The 20,258-nt window shown below is 44.0% G+C and carries 13 protein-coding genes and 1 riboswitch; of the genes, 10 read left to right on the top strand and 3 right to left on the bottom strand.

Annotated elements, in window-relative coordinates:
• Positions 1-600: 600 nt before the first annotated feature.
• The 3 genes from CR194_RS12885 (at position 601) to CR194_RS12895 (ending at position 7,025) form a co-directional block, all read left to right on the top strand.
• Complete coding sequence (locus CR194_RS12885; RefSeq protein WP_110610103.1) at positions 601-4,257, top strand: peptidoglycan-binding protein; 3,657 nt, start codon at positions 601-603, stop codon at positions 4,255-4,257.
• Positions 4,258-4,597: 340 nt separating this feature from the next.
• Positions 4,598-6,019, top strand: a complete 1,422-nt coding sequence (locus CR194_RS12890) for a sugar transferase (protein ID WP_110610104.1) — start codon at positions 4,598-4,600, stop codon at positions 6,017-6,019.
• A gap of 61 nt (positions 6,020-6,080) precedes the next feature.
• The gene (locus CR194_RS12895; RefSeq protein ID WP_110610105.1) at positions 6,081-7,025 is read left to right on the top strand and encodes an NAD-dependent epimerase/dehydratase family protein; all 945 of its coding nucleotides are present in this window, start codon (positions 6,081-6,083) and stop codon (positions 7,023-7,025) included.
• Positions 7,026-7,235: 210 nt separating this feature from the next.
• On the opposite strand, the gene CR194_RS12905 is transcribed toward CR194_RS12895, so the two are convergent.
• A complete protein-coding gene (locus tag CR194_RS12905; protein WP_233254357.1) occupies positions 7,236-8,228 on the bottom strand; it encodes an LCP family glycopolymer transferase in 993 nt (330 codons plus the stop codon).
• Positions 8,229-8,725: 497 nt separating this feature from the next.
• Here CR194_RS12905 and CR194_RS12910 point away from each other — a divergent pair, with 497 nt between their 5' ends.
• The 4 genes from CR194_RS12910 (at position 8,726) to CR194_RS12930 (ending at position 15,382) form a co-directional block, all read left to right on the top strand.
• The gene (locus CR194_RS12910) at positions 8,726-10,486 is read left to right on the top strand and encodes an N-acetylmuramoyl-L-alanine amidase (protein WP_110610108.1); all 1,761 of its coding nucleotides are present in this window, start codon (positions 8,726-8,728) and stop codon (positions 10,484-10,486) included.
• A 454-nt stretch (positions 10,487-10,940) separates the two neighbouring features.
• Positions 10,941-11,192 (top strand): hypothetical protein, encoded by a 252-nt coding sequence (locus CR194_RS12915; RefSeq protein WP_110610109.1) that lies wholly within the window; start codon positions 10,941-10,943, stop codon positions 11,190-11,192.
• Positions 11,193-11,593: 401 nt separating this feature from the next.
• A complete protein-coding gene (locus CR194_RS12925) occupies positions 11,594-12,160 on the top strand; it encodes a TetR/AcrR family transcriptional regulator (protein ID WP_110610111.1) in 567 nt (188 codons plus the stop codon).
• 48 nt (positions 12,161-12,208) lie between these two features.
• Positions 12,209-15,382, top strand: coding sequence for a bifunctional cytochrome P450/NADPH--P450 reductase (locus CR194_RS12930; protein WP_110610112.1), 3,174 nt, complete (start codon positions 12,209-12,211; stop codon positions 15,380-15,382).
• A gap of 348 nt (positions 15,383-15,730) precedes the next feature.
• Here the strand turns inward: CR194_RS12930 and CR194_RS12935 are convergent, their stop codons facing one another.
• Complete coding sequence (locus CR194_RS12935; RefSeq protein WP_110610113.1) at positions 15,731-16,708, bottom strand: zinc-binding dehydrogenase; 978 nt, start codon at positions 16,706-16,708, stop codon at positions 15,731-15,733.
• A 355-nt stretch (positions 16,709-17,063) separates the two neighbouring features.
• Positions 17,064-17,217: riboswitch (cyclic di-AMP (ydaO/yuaA leader) on the top strand.
• Between the two features lie 55 nt (positions 17,218-17,272).
• Here CR194_RS12935 and CR194_RS12940 point away from each other — a divergent pair.
• From CR194_RS12940 to CR194_RS20295, 3 genes are all read left to right on the top strand, one after another.
• Positions 17,273-17,944 carry a potassium channel family protein gene (locus CR194_RS12940; protein WP_110610114.1) on the top strand — a complete coding sequence of 224 codons (672 nt, stop codon included), beginning with the start codon at positions 17,273-17,275 and terminating at the stop codon, positions 17,942-17,944.
• A 1-nt stretch (position 17,945) separates the two neighbouring features.
• Complete coding sequence (locus CR194_RS12945; RefSeq protein ID WP_110610115.1) at positions 17,946-19,280, top strand: TrkH family potassium uptake protein; 1,335 nt, start codon at positions 17,946-17,948, stop codon at positions 19,278-19,280.
• A gap of 325 nt (positions 19,281-19,605) precedes the next feature.
• Positions 19,606-19,776, top strand: coding sequence for a hypothetical protein (locus CR194_RS20295; protein ID WP_158282260.1), 171 nt, complete (start codon positions 19,606-19,608; stop codon positions 19,774-19,776).
• A 74-nt stretch (positions 19,777-19,850) separates the two neighbouring features.
• Here CR194_RS20295 and CR194_RS12950 read toward each other — a convergent pair whose 3' ends face one another.
• On the bottom strand, positions 19,851-20,246 hold the full coding sequence (locus tag CR194_RS12950) for a hypothetical protein (RefSeq protein ID WP_110610116.1): 396 nt from the start codon (positions 20,244-20,246) through the stop codon (positions 19,851-19,853).
• Positions 20,247-20,258: the final 12 nt, after the last annotated feature.

Genomic DNA, 20,258 nt, shown 5'->3' on the forward strand with positions numbered 1-20,258 from the left:
GAGTTTATCGGTAGAAGTTGAGGGAGTGCGAGTGAAAAGAGGTCGATAAATGAGTTTATCGGTAGAAGTTGAGGGAGTGGGAATGAAAAGAAGTCGATAAAAGAGTTTATCGGTAAAAACGGGGGGAGTGAGAATGAAAAGAAGTCGATAAATGAGTTTATCGGTAGAAATGGAGGTAGCAAGAGTGAAAAGAAGTCGATAAACGGTTTTATCGGTAGAAACGGAGAGAGCAAGAATGAAAAGAGGTCGATAAAAGGTTTTATCGGTAGAAATGGAGAGAGTGCGAATGAAAAGAGGTCGATAAAAGGTTTTATCGGTAGAAACGGAGGGAGTGCGAGTGAAAAGAGGTCGATAAAAGGTTTTATCGGTAGAAACGGAGGGAGTGCGAGTGAAAAGAAGTCGATAAAAGGTTTTATCGGTATAACCTGACAGAGCACCACCTCGGGAGGGAGACGAGGAACGAACCCCAATCTATGAGTTTTTATCAATAGCCTGGAAATGCTGCCAAAAGGAACTTGTTAATTTTTTCTATCTCATAGATAATATAAATAGAGTGTATGAGTCTTATAGGCTACACAACCAAATAGGGGATGGGAAAAGATGAAACAACGACAGTTCCAACAGATCGTAGCTAGTTTACTAGTTTTTTTGCTACTATTTACATCAACAATCACCGTTACGGCTGAAGGTGGAAACAGCGAACAAAATGAGGGGAATACTTCAGAGGTAGGACATATCGACGTATCGCCCGATCTTTTTCATACGAGCATAGACGAAGTGGCTCTGACATTCGAGAGGGATGACGCGGCAGAGCAAATGAATGTATACATAATAGATCGAGAAACGGACGAGGTTGTTCGTTTCATCGAGTCATTGGATTTACCTGATGTAGACGCCGACACGATTGACTACATTTGGGATCCGGCCGCCACAGACGAAGAACCAATACCAGATGGACACTATTTCTTTGCCGCCACGTCTTCCGTTGAGGAAGAAGAGCAAATCGCTGCAGTGTCAGACACGGTCATGATTCACAGCGATGCGCCACGCGTTTTCGTGAATGGCCTCGAATCCAACGAAACGATCGAAGTCAATGATAACCAATTTACGATTCAGATCGACTCTCTTTTTGTGAAAAAAGATGTTGGAGAGGAAAACATCGACCTGTCGTACAAATTAGATCAATCTGGCGACGAGTCAACTCATCTCACGTTGGATGAAGCGGGACAAGTGACAGTAGAGGACCAACTGGAAGAAGGGACCAATACCGTTGTCATTTCGGCAGTAGACCATGCAAATAATAGAATAGAAGAAACATTTCAACTAGACTTTATCGTCAAGAGTGAAACAGAGGCGACGGATCACCAAGAAGAAATCGACTCCCAAGCGATCGCTGAACAAGAAGAAGGCGTGGAGGTTGAGGAGATAGACGAGCCAGAGCATTCCCTTACGGACGAACAAATTATCCAACTCAAGTTGAATCTGCAGGAACTCGGCTTTGGCTCTTTTTCTGATCAGCCAACGGCCCATTACGATGAAGACTTGACAGAAGCAGTGGCAAACTTCCAAAGCGTTGTTCAGCTTGACGTCACGGGCGAAGCTGATGAACAGACGTTAGGGGAAATAGACAAGCTTCTTTCCTTACCATACAGAGATGGGGAAGAAGGGGACATGATCAAAACCCTCAAAGAACAGTTAACATTATTAGGATTTGGAAATTTCCCATCGAACCCATCCAACCGATACGGCCCGGTGACGACCGCTGTCGTAGTGGAGTTCCAACAATACTACGGTCTAATTGAAAGTGGGATTGTCACGGACGAGGTTCTGCAACTCATCGATGGTTTGCTAGCTATTCCGTATGAAGACGGAGACAGCCATCTTTTGATCAAACAATTAAAACAAGATCTAACGATGTTAGGCTTCGGGAACTTCCCTACAGAGCCATCGCCAAACTACGGATCTGTGACTTCAGGGGTAGTCAGTGAATTCCAAGATCATTACGGATTGCCGATAACGGGGGACGCTGATGAAGCGACGTTGAACAAAATATCAACGCTCCTTTCCAGTGAGTATCGTGATGGGGAAGAAGGTCCTCACATCGTTACGTTAAAACAAGATTTATCCGCTCTCGGATTCGGGAGTTTTCCAGAAAATCCTTCGAACCGGTATGGATCTGTGACAGCTGGGGTGGTAGCTGAGTTTCAAGATTATGTCGGTTTGCCTGTCAGTGGGATAGCGGATGAACAAACGCTCGCTAAGATCGAAGAATTGCTGGCTTCCCAGTATCGTGATGGAGACGAAGGGGAGCATATCGTTACGTTAAAAAATCAGTTAACGGTATTAGGATTCGGAAACTTCCCATCCAATCCCTCTCCACGTTATGGCGCGGTGACCTCCGGAGTGGTGGAGGACTTCCAGGCATATTACGGATTACCCGTGACTGGAATCGTCAATGGCATCACCTTAACTAAAATCAATGAGCTCATGTCCTCTTTAAACTATCAAGATGGCGAGAGTGGTGCTCACATCGTTACTCTTAAGGAAAACTTAACGAAACTGGGATTTGGCAACTTCCCTGCCAATCCGTCACCTAATTATGGTTCGGTCACGTCCGGTGTGGTGAAAGAATTCCAGCAATATTACGGTTTAACGGTCAGTGGCGTTGCCAATGAACTGACGCTTGCTAAATTAGACGAAGCTTTAGACGGTGTTTTTGCCATTGGAGATCGGGATCGTGCCGTCATCACCATCAAACAGAACCTGACCAAGCTCGGGTTCGGAAATTTCCCAGCCAGTCCGTCGGACGCTTATGGAACAGTGACAGCGGGTGTGGTGAAAGACTTTCAAGCGTATTATGGATTAGACGTGACGGGCATTTATGACTTGAAAACGAGAGAGAAGCTGGATCAAATCGTTACGTCACCTCTTCGTGACGGCCAGAGCTCCAATCAAGTCGTGAATCTGAAGGAAGATTTAACAAAACTAGGTTTCACCTTCCCAGCGAACCCGTCAAGAAATTACGGTTCTGTGACCAAAGGGAAAGTGGAAGATTTCCAACAACATTACGGTCTTCGCGTCAACGGTATCGCCGATCCAGTGACTCTTGCTAAAATAGACGAACTGCTGCGATCCAGTTACCGAACGGGACAAAATCATTCCGGTGTTGTGGAGCTGAAAAACCAATTAACGAGCCTTGGATTTCAATTTCCCAACAACCCTTCTTCAGCTTACGGGAGTGTGACAGAAGGCAGAGTAAAAGAATTTCAACGCTCACAAAACTTGCCCGTAAGCGGGATTGCTGATGAGATTACGAGACAAACGATCCAATCGGTTTTGAGCACTCAGCGAAAAATTGTTAACGGAAACGAGACGTATTCCTTTTCGCAAATGGAGCGGGACATTCAAAGACTAAAAGCGATGTACCCTGGTTTAGTCGAAACGAAGGTCATCGGCCAATCCCTTGATGGAAGAGACATTCATGCGATCCGCTTAGGCAAAGGCAGCACTGAAGTATTTATCAATGGCTCGCACCACGCCTATGAACATATGACGACGAACGTGAACATGAAGATGCTCGATGAATACGCCTACGCCTATGCGAAAAATCATCGGTTTGACGGATGGAACGTTCGGACTGTTTTGAACAGGACGAGCATTTGGTTTGTCCCGATGGTGAATCCAGATGGGGTGGAATTGGTCCAGCGGGGACCGAGCGCCCTGAGCAGCCAACTAGCCAGCAGAGCCATTTCAATCAATGGAGGAAGCACCAACTTCTCCTCTTGGAAGGCGAACGCTCGGGGTGTCGACTTAAACAGACAGTATCCCGCCCTTTGGAACACGATTGAACATAATCCAGGGAGACCGAGCCCAATGAATTACAAAGGGACTAGCCCGTTATCAGAGCCAGAAGCGAAGGCGGTCTATGACTTCGCCCGCAGCAAGGATTTCAAAACAGCTCTGTCTTATCATTCGTCAGGTGAGGTGCTTTTCACCAGGCACCCCGGTCACGTAGCGAACATTGTTTCAAACAAAACGGGCTACAACGTCGTGAATTTGACTCACAGTCAAAGCGGCGGAGGCTTCACAGACTGGTTTATTCTCAACCAAGGCAAGCCCGGACTAACACCGGAAATTTCACCATTCGTCGGTCCAAGACCCGTTCCACTAAGTAACTGGACCCGCGTCTGGAACCAAAACAACTCCGTCGGCCTCATCGTAGCAGACGAAGCGTACCAAAACAGAAACAGCCGATAAAGGCGGCAAACCTGAAAAAGCCCTCATGAAAATGGGACTTTCTCAGGTTTGTTTTTTTTAGAAATGATCCTTTCAGAACTTCTTCAATTAGTTTATCGGTAGAAATGGCGTGAGCAGGAATGAAAGGAGGTCGATAAATCGGTTTATCGGTAGAAAGGTGCGGTCGTTCAGCCAAAACACCATCCCCCCCACCAAATCTATGAAAATGTAATATTATTTCCAATTTATAAATAAGGTAGCTTATCAGTCTCAGTCATATTATAATGTAAGTCGAGAATGGATTATTTCAAGCTCTTTTGGTGAAGAGATTTTACCGCCAAATAGAAAGAAGGTTTTACACATGACTAACATGGATGAATCAAGAAATCATAAATTTATACTCATCTTAGGGGATTTGCTTTGTATTTTGATCGCCTATGTGAGTGCCTTTTATATTAGATACCTAGATTTTCCTGGCCGAAACTGGGACGCGTTTATCGCGCTCCTCCCATGGATTTTACTGATCGGCTTGTTCTTTATTTCCGTATACGAGCTCTATTCCCTCGACCGGAAACATACGATCAGTGACATTGTGCGAAAAATCATGGTCGCTGTGGCCTTAATGACGTTCTTAACGATGGCTGCTTCATACTTGTTCCGTGAGTTTGCTATGCCTCGTTCGGTCGTCCTGATCGCCACCGTTTTCATGGTGATCTTAATGGTCGCTTTCAAGGTACTATATTTAAAGCTTACTAGAGGAAACACCGTCGGTAAAGTTTTGCTAATCGGAAACGAAAGCAATACGGCAAAACTAATCAATAAAGTCCGACACCCGATGTTAAAAGGAACAGAAGTGAGACACATTCAAGAACACACAGCCATCGAGAAGATCGACTTCCTGTTGGAAGAATCGGACTATGTCGTGCTCTGTACAGATATCTCAAAAGAAAAGAAGTCACAAGTCATCTATCACGCGATGGAACGAAACAAAGTAGTCTACGTCATCCCGACTCTTTACGAACTGCTTCTTCAACGGGCGACAATCTCACCGTTAGAAGACACGCTCGTCATGGGCGTGAAGCCTTTTGGACTGACGTGGGACAAAGTTTTCGTGAAGAGAGTGTTTGATTTCGTTGCTTCATTTGTGCTGCTCGTTCTCATTTCGCCAGTGTTGGCGTTCGTGGCAACGATCGTGAAGCTAGAAGATCCGAAAGGGAAAGTCATTTACTCCCAAGAACGGTTAGGGAAGTTTGATCGGCCGTTTACGATTTATAAGTTTCGCTCGATGATCACTGGTGCCGAGAAAGCAACAGGGCCAGTGCTAGCATCGTCCGATGACAATAGGATCACCAAAGTAGGGAAATTCATTCGCTCCACGCGATTAGATGAGCTGCCACAACTCTTTAATGTGCTGAAAGGGGATATGTCCCTCGTTGGACCACGCCCTGAACGAGAGTTTTTCATTAAAGAATTAGCGCAAAAATACTATCACTACGGCTACCGCAACCGCGTCCAGCCTGGAATCACTGGCTACGCTCAGGTGATGGGGAAATATTCAACGGAAGTGGAAGACAAGTTGCGATTTGATTTATACTATATCCGTAACTACAGCTTATGGCTGGATATTATTATTCTTTTAAAAACGTGTCTCGTCGTTTTCGATAAGACGAAATCTGAAGGGGCAGAGGAGCATTCTCCATCGTTGGAATCTGACATGGAAACGGCCAGCACCGTCGAAAAAGATAAAGACAATAGTAGCAAAAAGAAAACAATTAACGTTTAAATAAACATTTGTTTAAACGTTTTTCTTTTTTGATTCGCAAGAGCAAAGGGAGGTAAGACATATGGAAAAAACGTTGGTAACCGGGGGAGCCGGGTTCATCGGGTCCCACGTGGTCGATCAACTGGTTACGCTTGAAAAGCACGTCGTCATTCTTGATAACCTATCGTCAGGGGATTTGAACAACGTCAATCCTAGCCACCTCGTCACCTTGATCGAGGGAGATGTGCGAAACGTTGAGGACGTTCAAGGCGTCTTTACTGAGCACCCGGATATTGATTCCGTCGTTCATTTGGCAGCTCAAAGCAAAGTCGGTCCGTCGCTGGCGGATCCGCAAATGGATTTGGCGATCAACATTCAAGGGACGGTCAATGTCCTCGAAGCAGCTCGGAAACATGACGTGACAGACGTCGTCTATTCTTCGTCGGCCGCCGTTTATGGCCATGTGGAAACGCTCCCTGTTACAGAAGAGGCACCGACAGCACCCTTGTCGCCCTATGGCGTGTCAAAACTGTCGGCTGAAGAGTACGTGAAAGCCTACGGAAAGCTTTATAATTTTACGGTCACCGCCCTTCGCTTCGCCAATGTGTACGGACCACGGCAGAGCGCAGCCACAGAAGCGGGAGTGATCACCATCTTCATCGAGCAGCTCCTGGCCGGGGGGCAACCGACGATCCAAGGTGACGGGAAACAAACCCGCGACTTCGTCTACGTGGAAGACGTGGCCGACGCCGTCATTCGCTCACTGGAAACTGGGCAACGAGCGGACGTTTCGCCTGTTTACAATGTGAGCTCCGAGACAGAAACAACGGTAGAAACGTTGCTTAGAAATCTTTGTAAAGAAGTGGGAGAGCCTTTCAACCCTCGTTACGAAGAGGAACGAGCCGGCGACATCAAATACAGTTACTTAAGCAATCGGAAACTTTCCGGAACCTTTGACTGGACGACGAAAACCAGGTTGGGTGACGGTTTGAAAAAAACCGTTGAGTACTACCAATCCCGTTCATAATCAAAACCATCTGCGACCTGATTTTCAGGAAACAGATGGTTTTTTTGGTTTGGAGCGGGGTTTGCGTGGCGTTCCTGGAACCGCGGTTCCAGGAACGCTGGTTCCGGAGACGTGGGTTCCGGTAACACCGGTTCCAGGAACCCGACGTCCGCCCACCCACCGCACAAAAAAACCAGACCCCGGTTCAAAACCGAGGTCTGGCTTCGTGATTTACTCTTCCACATCGACCGATTCGTTCGGTGAGATTTCCAAGTGTTCTTTGAAGATCCGGGAGATTTCTGCTTTTGATTCGTCGTACAGGCGGTAGTAGTAAACGCCGTCGGTTGTGATGTCTTCGCCTTCGAAGCTGAGCGATTCAATGTTGTCTAGTTCGCCAGCGTAGGAGTGCATGCTCACCATGTTTCCGAAGGTTAAGTTTGTACTCAAGTTTCGTTCTAAGCTGTCCATCAGTGAATTGAAACGGGTAATCGTACTGAAATTTGCTGATTGATTGATGATCGCTTCGATGATGTCTTTTTGACGATCACCACGGCCGAGATCGCCACGAGGATCCTGCTTGCGCATTCGTGCATAAGCAAGGGCTTCTTCGCCGTTCAGCGTTTGAAGGCCTTCCTCGATCTCAATCGTTCCGTACGTCGCGTTGTCGGTGTCGCTAATCGGCATTGGCACGTCCACTTCGACGCCGCCGATTGTATCAACAATCTCCATGAAGGCGGTGAAGTTTAGAGAGACAACATAGTCAATCGGAATGTCTAGCAAGTGTTCCACCGTATCGATCGTCATGTTCACGCCGCCAAAGGCGTGAGCGTGGTTGATTTTGTCATCGGACTCGCGACCGACAATGTTCACATAAGAGTCACGAGGGATGTTGACCATCTTAATCGAATTTTCATGAGGATTGAATGTAGCCACGATCATGGCGTCTGTTCGTCCGGATAAGTCATCTTCACGACTGTCGAGACCTAAGAACATGACGGAGACGGGGTCATTCACCGGATCAACGGCTTCTTCGCGGAATTCCGATTTTTCTCCACGTTCCAAGTTCTCTTGTGAGTTATTTGCCACACTGGACACTTGGTAAATCATGTAGCCGAGAACACCGCCCACAATAATGAGCAGGCCGAGCAAAGTGAACAACGTGTATTTAACAAACTTTTTGAAAGGTGTCTTTGGTTTACGGTCTTTTCGTTTTAAATCAGTCAAGAACGAGCACTCCTTTTTTTTGATGAGACCGTTCGACAAAAATCGACGGCACTCAACCATTCGTAAAAAATATAAAAATTATGAGGACATTGTTATTATATCATTTTTCTTCGACCATAGTTTGACGATATTAGCGAAGGGGAAGTTACATGTTTCGATTATTTTTTTAGTGGGGATTTTTTTTCCTCATAAGAATCGGGGTTAATAGGCGAGAAAATCACCTTCACATCGTTGTGGAAATGCTAAGTTTCCCACTTTATACGACCGTTTTCGGCAAAAAAAGTAAAAAAGACTATGTACACCAGAAATGATATGGGATAAAGTAAATGTAATGTTTACCAATGGAGGATTTTTTATGAATAATTTGCGTTGGGGCTCACCCGTCAGCATGGCCTGTCTAGGAGTCTTCTTATTTGGGTTAGGGAGTTTGCTAGATGTGATTTGGAAGTATTTTTTAAGTTACGGTTGAAAGGGAACCAGTACAAGGAGGCTTACAGGTGAAAAAGAGTGTGTTATTATTTCTTGCTATCATTTTAGTTACGAGTATGATGTTGGAAACGAACGAAGGATCGCAACACAGTGCCTATGCACAATCGGTCGATAAAGGAGAGATCACGGCGAGCTCACTCTTCGTGCGAGCACAGCCTTCGACAAACGGCAGCATTATAGGCGGCTACATAAGGGGAACGACGGTTGAACTTCATGAGCAATCAGGATCGTGGTATAAAGTCCGCTACAACAATCGCTGGGGATACATACACGGAAGCCACGTGAAAGTGACCGAAACGTCCGGTGGATCATCATCAACCATCGGGAGCGGCGAAGTCACCGCAACGAACTTGAATGTTCGTGCGTCAGCATCAACGAACTCATCCATCATTAGCAGTCTCCGTCGCGGAACGACAGTAGATCTCCATGAAAAATCAGGCGACTGGTATAAAATCAAAGTCGGTAGCCGATGGGGATACGTCCACGGGAGCTACATAAAAACTGCGAGTAGTGGAGGCTCATCAGGCGGATCAAGCACAGCGCCTTCAACAGAATCAGGCGAAGTGACCGCAGCGAACTTAAACGTCCGCGCATCAGCGTCAACGAACTCATCTATCATTAGCAGTCTCCGCCGCGGGACGACAGTTGAGCTTCACGAAAAAACAGGAGATTGGTACAAAATTAAAGTCGGTAGCCGATGGGGATACGTTCACGGAAGCTACATAAAAACTTCGAATAGTAGTGGTTCATCAGGCGGATCAAGCACGGCGCCATCCACAGAATCAGGCGAAGTGACGGCAGCGAACTTGAACGTCCGCGCGTCAGCGTCAACGAATTCATCTATCATTAGTAGTCTCCGTCGCGGGACGACAGTAGAGCTCCACGAAAAAACAGGAGATTGGTACAAAATCAAAGTAGGAAACCGATGGGGATATGTCCACGGAAGCTACATAAAAACTTCGAATAGTAGTGGTTCATCAGGCGGATCAAGCACAGCGCCATCTATTGAATCGGGCGAAGTGACCGCAACGAACTTAAACGTCCGTGCGTCAGCTTCAACCAATTCATCTATCATTAGTAGTCTTCGAAATGGGACGAAAGTGGACCTGCATGAAAAGACAGGCGACTGGTACAAGATCAAAGTAGGTAACGGGTGGGGATTCATCCACAGCTCCTTTGTCAGCACGTCTCCGTCAGATAGCAGTCCAGGAAGTGGCAGCGGATCAGGCAGCTTGAGTGGCAAGACGATCTTTATTGATCCAGGTCACGGGGGGAGAGATCCAGGTGCGGTAAACGGCAACGTCCACGAGAAGACGATCGCTTTGCAGATCAGTCAAAAAGTAGAGCAAGCGTTGAAACGTGAAGGGGCACAGGTAGTCATGAGTCGATCGAGTGATACGTTCGTCGCTCTTGGAACGAGAGTGACGATGGCCAATCAATCAGGCGCAGACATGTTTGTCAGCTTGCATGCCAATGCTTTTCCAAATTCGTCTGTCAACGGCTCGGAAGTTCTCTATAGTGAAACAAAGTATCCAGCGGAAAGTCGTCGACTGGCGCAAGAAATTCAATCAAGGGTAGCCAGTGGGATGAACATGAGAGATCGAGGAATCGTCAGACGGAACGTGCAAGTCTTAACCGGTCCGAATATGCCAGCAGTTCTTATTGAACCAGGCTTCATGACGAACTCGTCAGATTTAAACAAACTACTTCATCAACAAGACCAGTTAGCGGCAGAAATCGTGAACGGCATCAAAAATTATTACAGATAAGTAGTTGAATCCACGAGCCTTAGGGCTCGTGGATTTTTAATGGTTTTTAAATGTAACTGGTTGTGTGGACAGGACGGTCGCAGGACGGGTCATGCTAGGTAGGTGCTACCGGCGCAGCACCAGCGCAGCATGACCCAACGGATCAGGACGAAAACGTGAGCAATCAAGAGGAAATAAGATTGATTCGGTTTGTGGTTCTCTTTTTCTAGTAATGGGATTTACCAAAGGGATACACTTGCTTTACCGATTGATCAAAGAAAAAATAACATTAAAAAAATTAGCAAATTCGTAACTAGTATTGGATTAAAAGGCTTGCAAGGGTAAAGTGGGGGATTGGAATTACCGGTAGCTGACCGAAGGAACCATCCCCCTGGTTTTATTATCCTTGAAAAAGGAATTAGGAGTAAGAGAGGTTTATTAGACAATTTCTATTAAGTTTAAAGGAGTGGATAGTATGGTTTATCATTTTGGAGACGTGAAGGTTGAAGAAACTACCAGTAATATGATTTCTCCCGAGATAGGGACCGTGGTGTTTGAATGCTCCAGTAACCAAGTTACTCCCTTTGCAGTAACCATTGAACGAAGAGGCGATAGGTATACTAACACTGCGAAGGGACTCCTTGGACAAAAAGTAGAGAATCCTCAGGAATTTGATGAGTTTTTAAGAGAAAAAGCACAGGAAGTTCTGAAGAAAAAATTTGAATAAGGAAAAGAGGAGGAGGGACAGTTTACTGTCCCTCCTTTTAACCTGGGGGACGGTTCTCGTGGTTACTTAGGGAGGCCAAATAACGAATAGATGTTAGTACATCATCTTTAGAAGAAAGAATCTGTATTTAACCAGGGGGGGAAGGTTCTTGCGGTTGGAAATCGTAGCACCTGCGCAGCACGACCCAATGGATCAGGACGAAAACGGGAGGAATCAAGAGGAAACAAGAGGTCGAAGGAAGCCTCAAACAACCTCGAAAAATCCTTATCCAAAAATCTATGAATTTGTAAGACTTTGGGATTATTTTCACAAGAAAAGGTTTGGAAGATAGAGAGATAGGCTACCAGGATGAATATTGCACACAATGAAAATTTATATGGATTTAAAGGTGGAGATCTTAGATGAAGGTGGATAAGAGGAAACAAATTTTCGAGGCTTCACTTGAATTATTTTCAGAGCGCGGGTATGACGCCACGACGCTTCCTATGATTGCTCAAGCTGCGGATGTAGGAGCAGGGACAGTCTACCGGTATTTTACAAATAAAGAGGCACTGCTTAATGAACTGTTTCAGGAATACATAGGCAGGCTAAAGGAAACGATCATCCAAAATTACCCGGAAGATGAAGAAGATGTGCCCATTAAATTTGATCATTTATTTAAAGGAATGGTTCAGTTTGCTGATAAGAATCTTAAAGCGATCTACTTTATTGATTCTCACAGCCAATCCCATGCTCTAAACGAAAAAAGCACCGCCATGTATTATTCTCTATTGGATATTTACCATGAATTTATTGCGGAAGGCCAGAAGAAAGAGCTGATAAAGCCTCTTCCTTCCTATGCTCTAATTGTCATGGTCTTCGGTGCATTTATAGGCTGCTGCAAATATATACAGCGTGGAGATATCAAGGAGACAGACACCTTGATGGATCATTTCAAAGAGTGCTGCTGGGATGCCATCAGTTTATAGTAAGCGGAATGAATATTCATTCCGCAATAAAAAAGAGGAGTGTTGAATATGTCAGGGAAAAAAACAAGAGAGGATATTCCTCAGCCGAAAACATACGGTCCTTTAATGAACCTTCGCCAAGTTGATTCAGACGCCCCCGTTCAATCATTCGTTGAACTTGCTGAAACATACGGCCCGATTTTTAGAATGGAACTTCCAGGCAGAGATACGTTATATGTGTCTGGGCATAAGTTTGTTGAAGAGGTATGTGATGAGTCCCGATTTGATAAAAACGTCTGGAAGCCGCTTGAAAACGTGAGGGAATTTACCGGCGACGGACTGTTTACAAGCTGGACGGAAGAAGAGAACTGGAAAAAAGCACATAATATCTTGCTTCCTAGTTTCAGCCAGAGAGCGATGCAAGGTTATCATGACAAAATGACTGATATTGCAGTGCAGCTTATTCAAAAATGGTCGAGGCTTAATGATGACGAGGAGATTAATGTTCCTGAAGATATGACGAGGCTGACTTTGGATACGATCGGGTTATGCGGCTTTAATTACCGCTTTAACAGTTTTTACAGCGAAAAAAACCATCCGTTTATAAATAATATGGTTAGCGCTCTAGACGAGGCCATGAGTCAGCTACAGCGTCTGGACATTCAAAACAAACTGAGCCTTCGCAAAAAGAGTCAATTTAATGAGAATGTAGACAAGATGTATGAATTGGTTGATAAGCTGATCGATGACCGTAGAAACGCAGAGGACCAGGATAAAGGGGATCTACTGTCGAGAATGCTTGAGGGAAAAGACCCACAAACTGGCGAAGGCCTGGACGATGAAAATATCCGGTATCAGATGATCACTTTTCTGATCGCAGGGCATGAAACGACGAGTGGGATGCTTTCCTTTGCCATTTATTATCTGCTTAAAAATCCAGATAAGCTAAAGAAAGCCAGGCAAGAAGTGGATACAGTGATGGCAGATGAATACCCCAGTTATCAGCAGGTCCGTCAATTGAAGTATGTGCGTATGGTACTTGACGAAACATTGCGGCTATGGCCGACGGCACCGGCATTTTCGCTATTTGCTAAGGAAGATACAACTCTACAGGGAGAATACGAGATTAAGAAAGGGGATACGATTAATGTCCTTCTTCCTAAACTTCATCGCGATAAAGAAGCGTGGGGAGAAGACGTTGAAGAATTTGTGCCGGAACGATTTGAAGATCCCACAAAGATTCCTGAAAATGCCTATAAACCATTCGGGAACGGTCAGAGAGCTTGTATTGGCCAGCAGTTTGCCCTCCATGAAGCGACGCTTGTCCTTGGGATGATCTTAAGGGAATTCGAGTTTGAGAATCATAATGATTACGACCTGGAAATCAAAGAAACGCTGACTCTTAAACCTCACGATTTTAAAATGAAAGTAAAAGTCCGGGACAAGAAAGATATTATGCTTCCAGGTTTTAAAAATCCAGTTAAAGAAGAAAATAGCAAGCAGCTTAAAGAAAAGGTGCAAAGAAACTACCATGGAACCCCATTGCTTGTTCTTTACGGGTCGGCAATGGGAACAGCAGAAGGAGTTGCTCGAGAACTAGCTGATAAAGGGCGTCTCCAAGGATTTGAAAGTAATGTGGCTACATTGAATGAATTTAAAGGAAGCTTGCCGGAAGAAGGTGTTGTTCTGATTGCATCGGCCTCTTATAATGGCAAGCCGCCTGAAAGTGCAGAAGCGTTTACGGACTGGCTTCACGAAACGGAAGATTCTCTAGAGGGTGTCGTTTATTCCGTGTTTGGTTGCGGTGACACAAACTGGGCAAGTACCTACCAGAAAGTTCCTGCTTTGATTGATAAAGAACTTGCTAAAAGAGGCGCCGAACGTATTCATGAACGAGGAGAAGGGGACGCAAGCGGAGATTTTGAAATGGCTTTTGAAGAGTGGCAGGAGGCCTTATGGTCCGCCATAACCGAAAAGTTTGATATCGACGTACCGGAAGACCTTCTCAATCAGAAAAACCAAATCAAGTTAACGTATGTAAGCGGGATTGCTGAACAGGCCGTCTCCCAAAATTACTTAGCTAAACAAACGAAAGTGCTGGAAAACAGGGAATTGCAGCATGAAGACAGTGGCCGCTACACCCGGCATCTTGAAATAGCCGTGCCTAAAGGGCTCTCTTACAGCGAAGGGGACCACTTGGGGGTGATTCCTAAAAATAACGATCAGCTTATCGAGAGAGTTTTAAAAAGGTTTCATTTAAAAGGCACAGAAAAAGTAGTCATTGAAGCCGAGGGACGGAGCGCCGCGCACCTGCCTTCAGGACAGCCGGTAAGCATTTCTGATTTACTGAGCTACAGTGTGGAACTTCAGGAACCTGCTTCAAGAGAGCAGTTGGAAGAGCTTGCTGCTTCGACCACGTGTCCCCCTCATAAAATAGAGCTGGAGGAACTTGTGGAGGAAGGAAGCTATAAGGATAACGTGGTTAATAAAAGGGTGTCCATGCTTGATTTTCTAGAGCAATATGAGGCGTGTGAAATGGATTTCGATCGTTTTATCGCTTTGCTTCCACCTTTAAAACCGAGGTATTATTCCATATCAAGTTCACCGAAAGTGCAGGAAGATCAAGTGAGTATTACAGTGAGTGTCGTGAGGGGAAAAGCTTTCAGTGGGAGCGGGGAATACCGAGGGATTACTTCCAATTATCTGATGGAACTTCAGCCTGAAGACGATATCGTTGTTTTTTTCCGGACTCAGCGCTCGTTTAAGCTACCTGAAGACCCAGCTTCACCGGTGATCATGATCGGTCCAGGTACGGGGATTGCCCCGTTCAGAGGGTTTATTCAAGCCCGTAAAGCGATAAGCGAAGAAGGCCAGAATTTAGGAGAGGCCCATTTATATTTCGGCAGCCGGAACGAGAACCATGATTTCTTATATCAAGAAGAGTTAAAAGAATATGAAGCAAAGGGCATCATTACTGTCCACAAAGCCTTTTCTCGAATGGAAGATAAACCGAAGACTTATGTGCAGGATATTATAAAAGAACGGGAAGAAGAGCTTGTGGAACTGATTGAAGAGAAAGGCGGCCATATTTATATTTGCGGTGAAGGGAGCAAGATGGCACCGCAGGTAGAGGAAACGCTGAAAAAGTGTTTGATGAATATGAGACAAAGAAATGAAGAAGAAGCTCAGGAATGGCTGGACGGTCTTCAGGAAGAAGGGCGTTTTGTAAAGGATGTATGGTAATTTAGACCGCTACACGGCGGTGCTTTAGTTTAAGAGAAGCAGAGGTAACCAGGGGGACGGTTCTTGCGGTTGAGATGCCCACCAGTTCCTGCCTAGCACCACCCAACAGATCAAAGCGACCTAGTTCGATCCCCGTGGTGTCCAAAAAAAGTTGTTAAAGACTAGACAATATAGAAAGAAAATGTGAGTAAGGTAATCAAGAGGAATTAGCAAAGAGAATTGAGGATATACGAGACTAATGCATGCGAGTAGAGTCAAATTAGCCTCAAAACGAGGATGATTCACGAACGATCATGAAATAAACGAACCAGAGAGTGTCCTAAAAAGCGACACTCTCTTTCATTACCTTTAATCCACTATTTGACACACGATATTGCCGCGCACGTGGCCTTCGTTAATTTTTGAAAGGGTTTCTGGAACGGCTTCCAGTGTGACGACCTCTTCTAACATTGGATCAAGCTGTTTATTTGCCGCTAACTCTCCCACTTCCTTGGCGATATGTCCGAGGTCGGCAATTTGCCGTTCGTCGTCGGTTCGGTATACAAATCCTAAGGCTACTTCATGAATGGAGAGGGCGAGTGACTTGGGTGCATACTGGCTCAGATCAGGAAGGTCTACGACACTTACCAGATGTCCGTTAAATGCGAGCATATCCATCGCATCTGATACTGCCTGGCCGCCAACCATGTCCATGACAATGTCGACACCGCGGCCATCCGTGTATTTATGCACTTCTTTAACCACGTTCTCCGTGTTATAGTCGATTACTTTGTTGGCGCCAAGTTTCTTAACATGGGCCGTATTTTCAGGAGAACAAGTGGTGATGATATCAAGCCCTTTTAGGAGGGCGAGCTGGATGGCAAATCCTCCAACACCACCGGCGCCAGCCTGAATTAAAATGGTCTGTCCTTTGCGAGAAGGGACTTTTCTGTTTAGTGACTGGTAAGCCGTAAATGCAGGAGTCGGTAGAGCTGCTGCTTCATTAAAGCTCAGTCCTTCCGGTAGAGGAGCGAGCACATCTTGACGGGCGATGGAATATTCTGAGAATCCACCTTGATGGGCAAGGCTGCCATGGTAATAAACCTTGTCGCCGGGATGCCAATCAGTCACGTTTTCACCTGTTTTTTCCACCACACCTGCTACATCAAGGCCTGAAATGTGGGGGAACTCCCACTCTGGCAACGGACTATTTGCCAGTTTATAATCGACCGGGTTTAATCCGACCGAATGAATTTTTACAAGAACTTGGTCTGCTTCTGGTTCGGGAATAGGTACATCCATCACTTTCAAATGACCGCCTGTTTTTTCAAGAGCTAATGCTTTCATTCCTTATTCCTCCCTCTATAAACTTTCGTATTCCTTATCCGTATTCCTGTATCACACACGACTCAAACTAGCTTGGAAAAATCCTGTGCGAACAATCGATGCCGAGGGACGAAAACACGGGAGACCCAGAGTAAATGAGAGGTAGCATGACCCAACAGATCAGGATAAAAGATAGAGATAACTTCAAAGTCTTACCTATTGCTTTTAAACTATTGGGGAGCATTCCTGTAATTAGCAAGTGTTTTTTTATTTCACTATCAACCAGCATAGAGAAATAAAATAACTATTGACAGAGTTTAGTAGCAGGAGTAAATTATCTTTATGAAATATCAATCAAAAAATTGAAGAAAGAAATGCCTTTTAATCGCTGAATTTGTTTATACAAAAGCGGAGGAACCAATTTTGGCAAGTTTGCATAACTATTGCCTAGGGGTGAATCTTATACAAGAAGGGATACTCTCGTTCCCTAACCCGACAGCTAACTTCGTAAGCGTTTTTCGAGGGAAAGGTCTATTGTTTGAGACCCTTCTTTAATGGCGGTCTTTTTTTCATGCGTAAAAGGAGATGAAGGTTGTGGCGAAGAAACAACAATTTGCAGTTATTGGATTAGGAAGATTTGGAGGAAGTGTTTGCAAAGAACTTGTGAAGCTTGGAAATGAAGTACTTGCCATTGATTCAGATGAGCAAAAAGTTAATAAATACACGAATATCGCTACCCATGCTGTCGTAGCTGATGCAACAGATGAAAAAGTGCTCGCTTCTTTAGGTATAAGAAATTTTGAAAAAGTGATTGTTGCTATTGGTGATAACATTCAAGCAAGTATTTTAACCACTTTATTATTAAAAGAGATTGGTGTAGAAAATGTCTGTGTGAAAGCTAAAAATAACTACCATCATAAGGTTCTTGAAAAAATAGGAGCAGATAAAGTTGTGCATCCTGAAACAGATATGGGAAAAAGAATTGCCCAGCAACTGTCAGACGAAAATGTTATTGACTACATTGAGTTGTCAGATGAGTTTAGTATTGTAGAATTGTTTGCATCAGCTAAGCTTGAAGGCAAATCACTCGTGGAATTGGATATCAGAGCCCGGTTTGGGATTACCATTCTAGCCATTAAAAATGGAGAAGAGATCAATGTCTCTCCTGAGCCCGAATACAAAATAGCAAGGGGGGACCTCTTAATCGTTATAGGTCATAATGATGATATTAAGCGGTTTGAAGACCAGGTGATGTAAGATGAAGATGATGAATTTATTTAGAAATTGGACCTTTTCTCCTCCGCAGTTTTTAGCTATAGGTTTCGGTTTAGCCATTATTTTCGGAACGTTAATTCTAATGCTTCCTTGGAGTACAACAGGGACTATTACCTGGATGAATGCCCTATTCACAGCCACCTCTGCAACAACCGTTACTGGATTAGTGGTTGTAGATACCGGTTCTGATTTTACCGTTTTTGGTCAAGTAGTGATTATGATATTGATTAAAATTGGTGGGTTAGGGCTGATGACTTTTGCCATCATGACCGTTCTAGTGTTGGGAAAACGTATTGGACTGAAAGAAAGAGTTCTCCTACAAGAAGCATTGAATCAGCATTCCATTGGAGGCGTTGTAAGACTAATTAAAATATTATTTATCTTTTCTATGGTTATGGAACTCATTGCCGCCGTTTTACTGTCTTTTCGTTGGGTTCCTGAGTATGGTTGGGGATTCGGCATCTATACGAGTATTTTTCATTCTATTTCTGCATTTAATAATGCGGGATTCAGTTTATGGTCAGATAGTTTATCAGGATATGTAGGAGATCCTGTCATTAATCTTCTCATTACTTTCTTATTTATTACAGGTGGAATTGGCTTTACAGTTTTATATGATGTGATGACGACTAAGAAATTCCGTTTTTTAGCCCTTCACACAAAAATAATGCTTGTTGGTACACTTATTGTTAATCTTGTTGCTGTGATCATCATTTTTCTGTTAGAGTTTACAAACCCATTAACACTTGGTGGATTATCGTTAGGAGATCAGATTTGGGCTTCCTACTTCCAAGCAGTTACTCCAAGAACGGCAGGTTTTAATACAATTGAAATTGGAGATATGAATCCTGGATCAATTGTGTTTACACTACTCCTTATGTTTATTGGAGCAGGGAGCGCTTCAACTGGTAGTGGAGTTAAGTTAACGACTTTTCTTGTGATCATCTTAGCCGTGATGACTTACTTGCAAGGAAAACAAGAACCTGTTATTTTTAGCCGAAGAATCGGCAATGAAATTGTTAATAGAGCCATGGCCATTGTGGTAATTAGTGTGACAGTAGTATTTATTTCTATCTTAGCTTTAAGCATTTCTGAACCCGCGGCCCCGTTTATGTTGATAGTATTTGAAGCATTTTCTGCTTTTGGTACAGTCGGATTGTCAATGGGTCTCACCGGGGACTTATCTGAACTAGGAAAACAAATTATCATAGTACTGATGTTCATTGGTCGAATTGGTCCACTAACATTAGCATTTGCTTTGGCGAAATCCTCAAAACCATTGGTTTCATATCCTAAAGGAGATGTTTTTACAGGGTAATTTATTTATGAAGGCATGTTTTAAATTTCCAAATAATATAAGAAATAAACTTGTATTGTGAAAAAGTGCACTTAAACGGGGAGCGTTAGTTTAAGGAGCAATTGAAAATAAATACAAACAATGGTCCAGTTCATATAACTGGACCATTGCTTGTATACAAATTGCACCGCATTTTACGGTGCGATTAAGAGTGTAAATGACTGAGTAAATTCCAGTTTTGCGATAGTTAACGGAACCCGTTAAAAAAACCAACTCTCCCATTCAGAAGTAAGAAGTCTTGCCCAAGAATTGCGGAAGAAATACTTTCCCGACTCATTAGTCTTGCTTGGCCGCAAGAACTGATAGGCACGATCAAGAATCAAAAGAAATGGAGAAATTCTTTGTGACAGTCACCAATAATCTTCTGAACAAGAAAGAGATGGATCCAGCAAAAGCCAAATACGTAAACGAGAAAATGAAAGACGTTGATTTTGACAACTTATTTATCTCAAAGTAAAAGCACACTTTTGTCACGAATGACAGAGTGTGCTTTTACGATGGTTAGGGTCATTAATAGCCCCCACCCCCAACTCAATTCTCATGATAAAAGGATCGTACAAATAAAATTCCTGCGAGAACGTTCAAAATCACTTGAATTTCATTTCTTAAAACAAAATTAAGTGAAAATTGGAAAGGGAACAGTGTGTACAAGTATTGAGGAGGAACAAAAACGAATAGTATTAACACCACGACAAAACTAAACTGTAACCAATGAACTTTTACTTTCTTTGAAAACACTTGAATAGCCCTTTTGATCTCAATCAACATACCAAATAAGAAATACAAAAGACTTAATAAAATAGAATAAATTAAAATCCATGTAACATCGCCAAAATGAAGCATCTCTCTTTGTTCGGGAAGAATGAGTGCTATCAGGATTAAAATGATGATGCCAGATATAATTGGTACGACTGTTGTTTTTTTCACCGAATCATCCCT

The organism is Salipaludibacillus keqinensis, from assembly GCF_003226325.1.
Lineage (GTDB): Bacteria > Bacillota > Bacilli > Bacillales > Salisediminibacteriaceae > Salipaludibacillus > Salipaludibacillus keqinensis.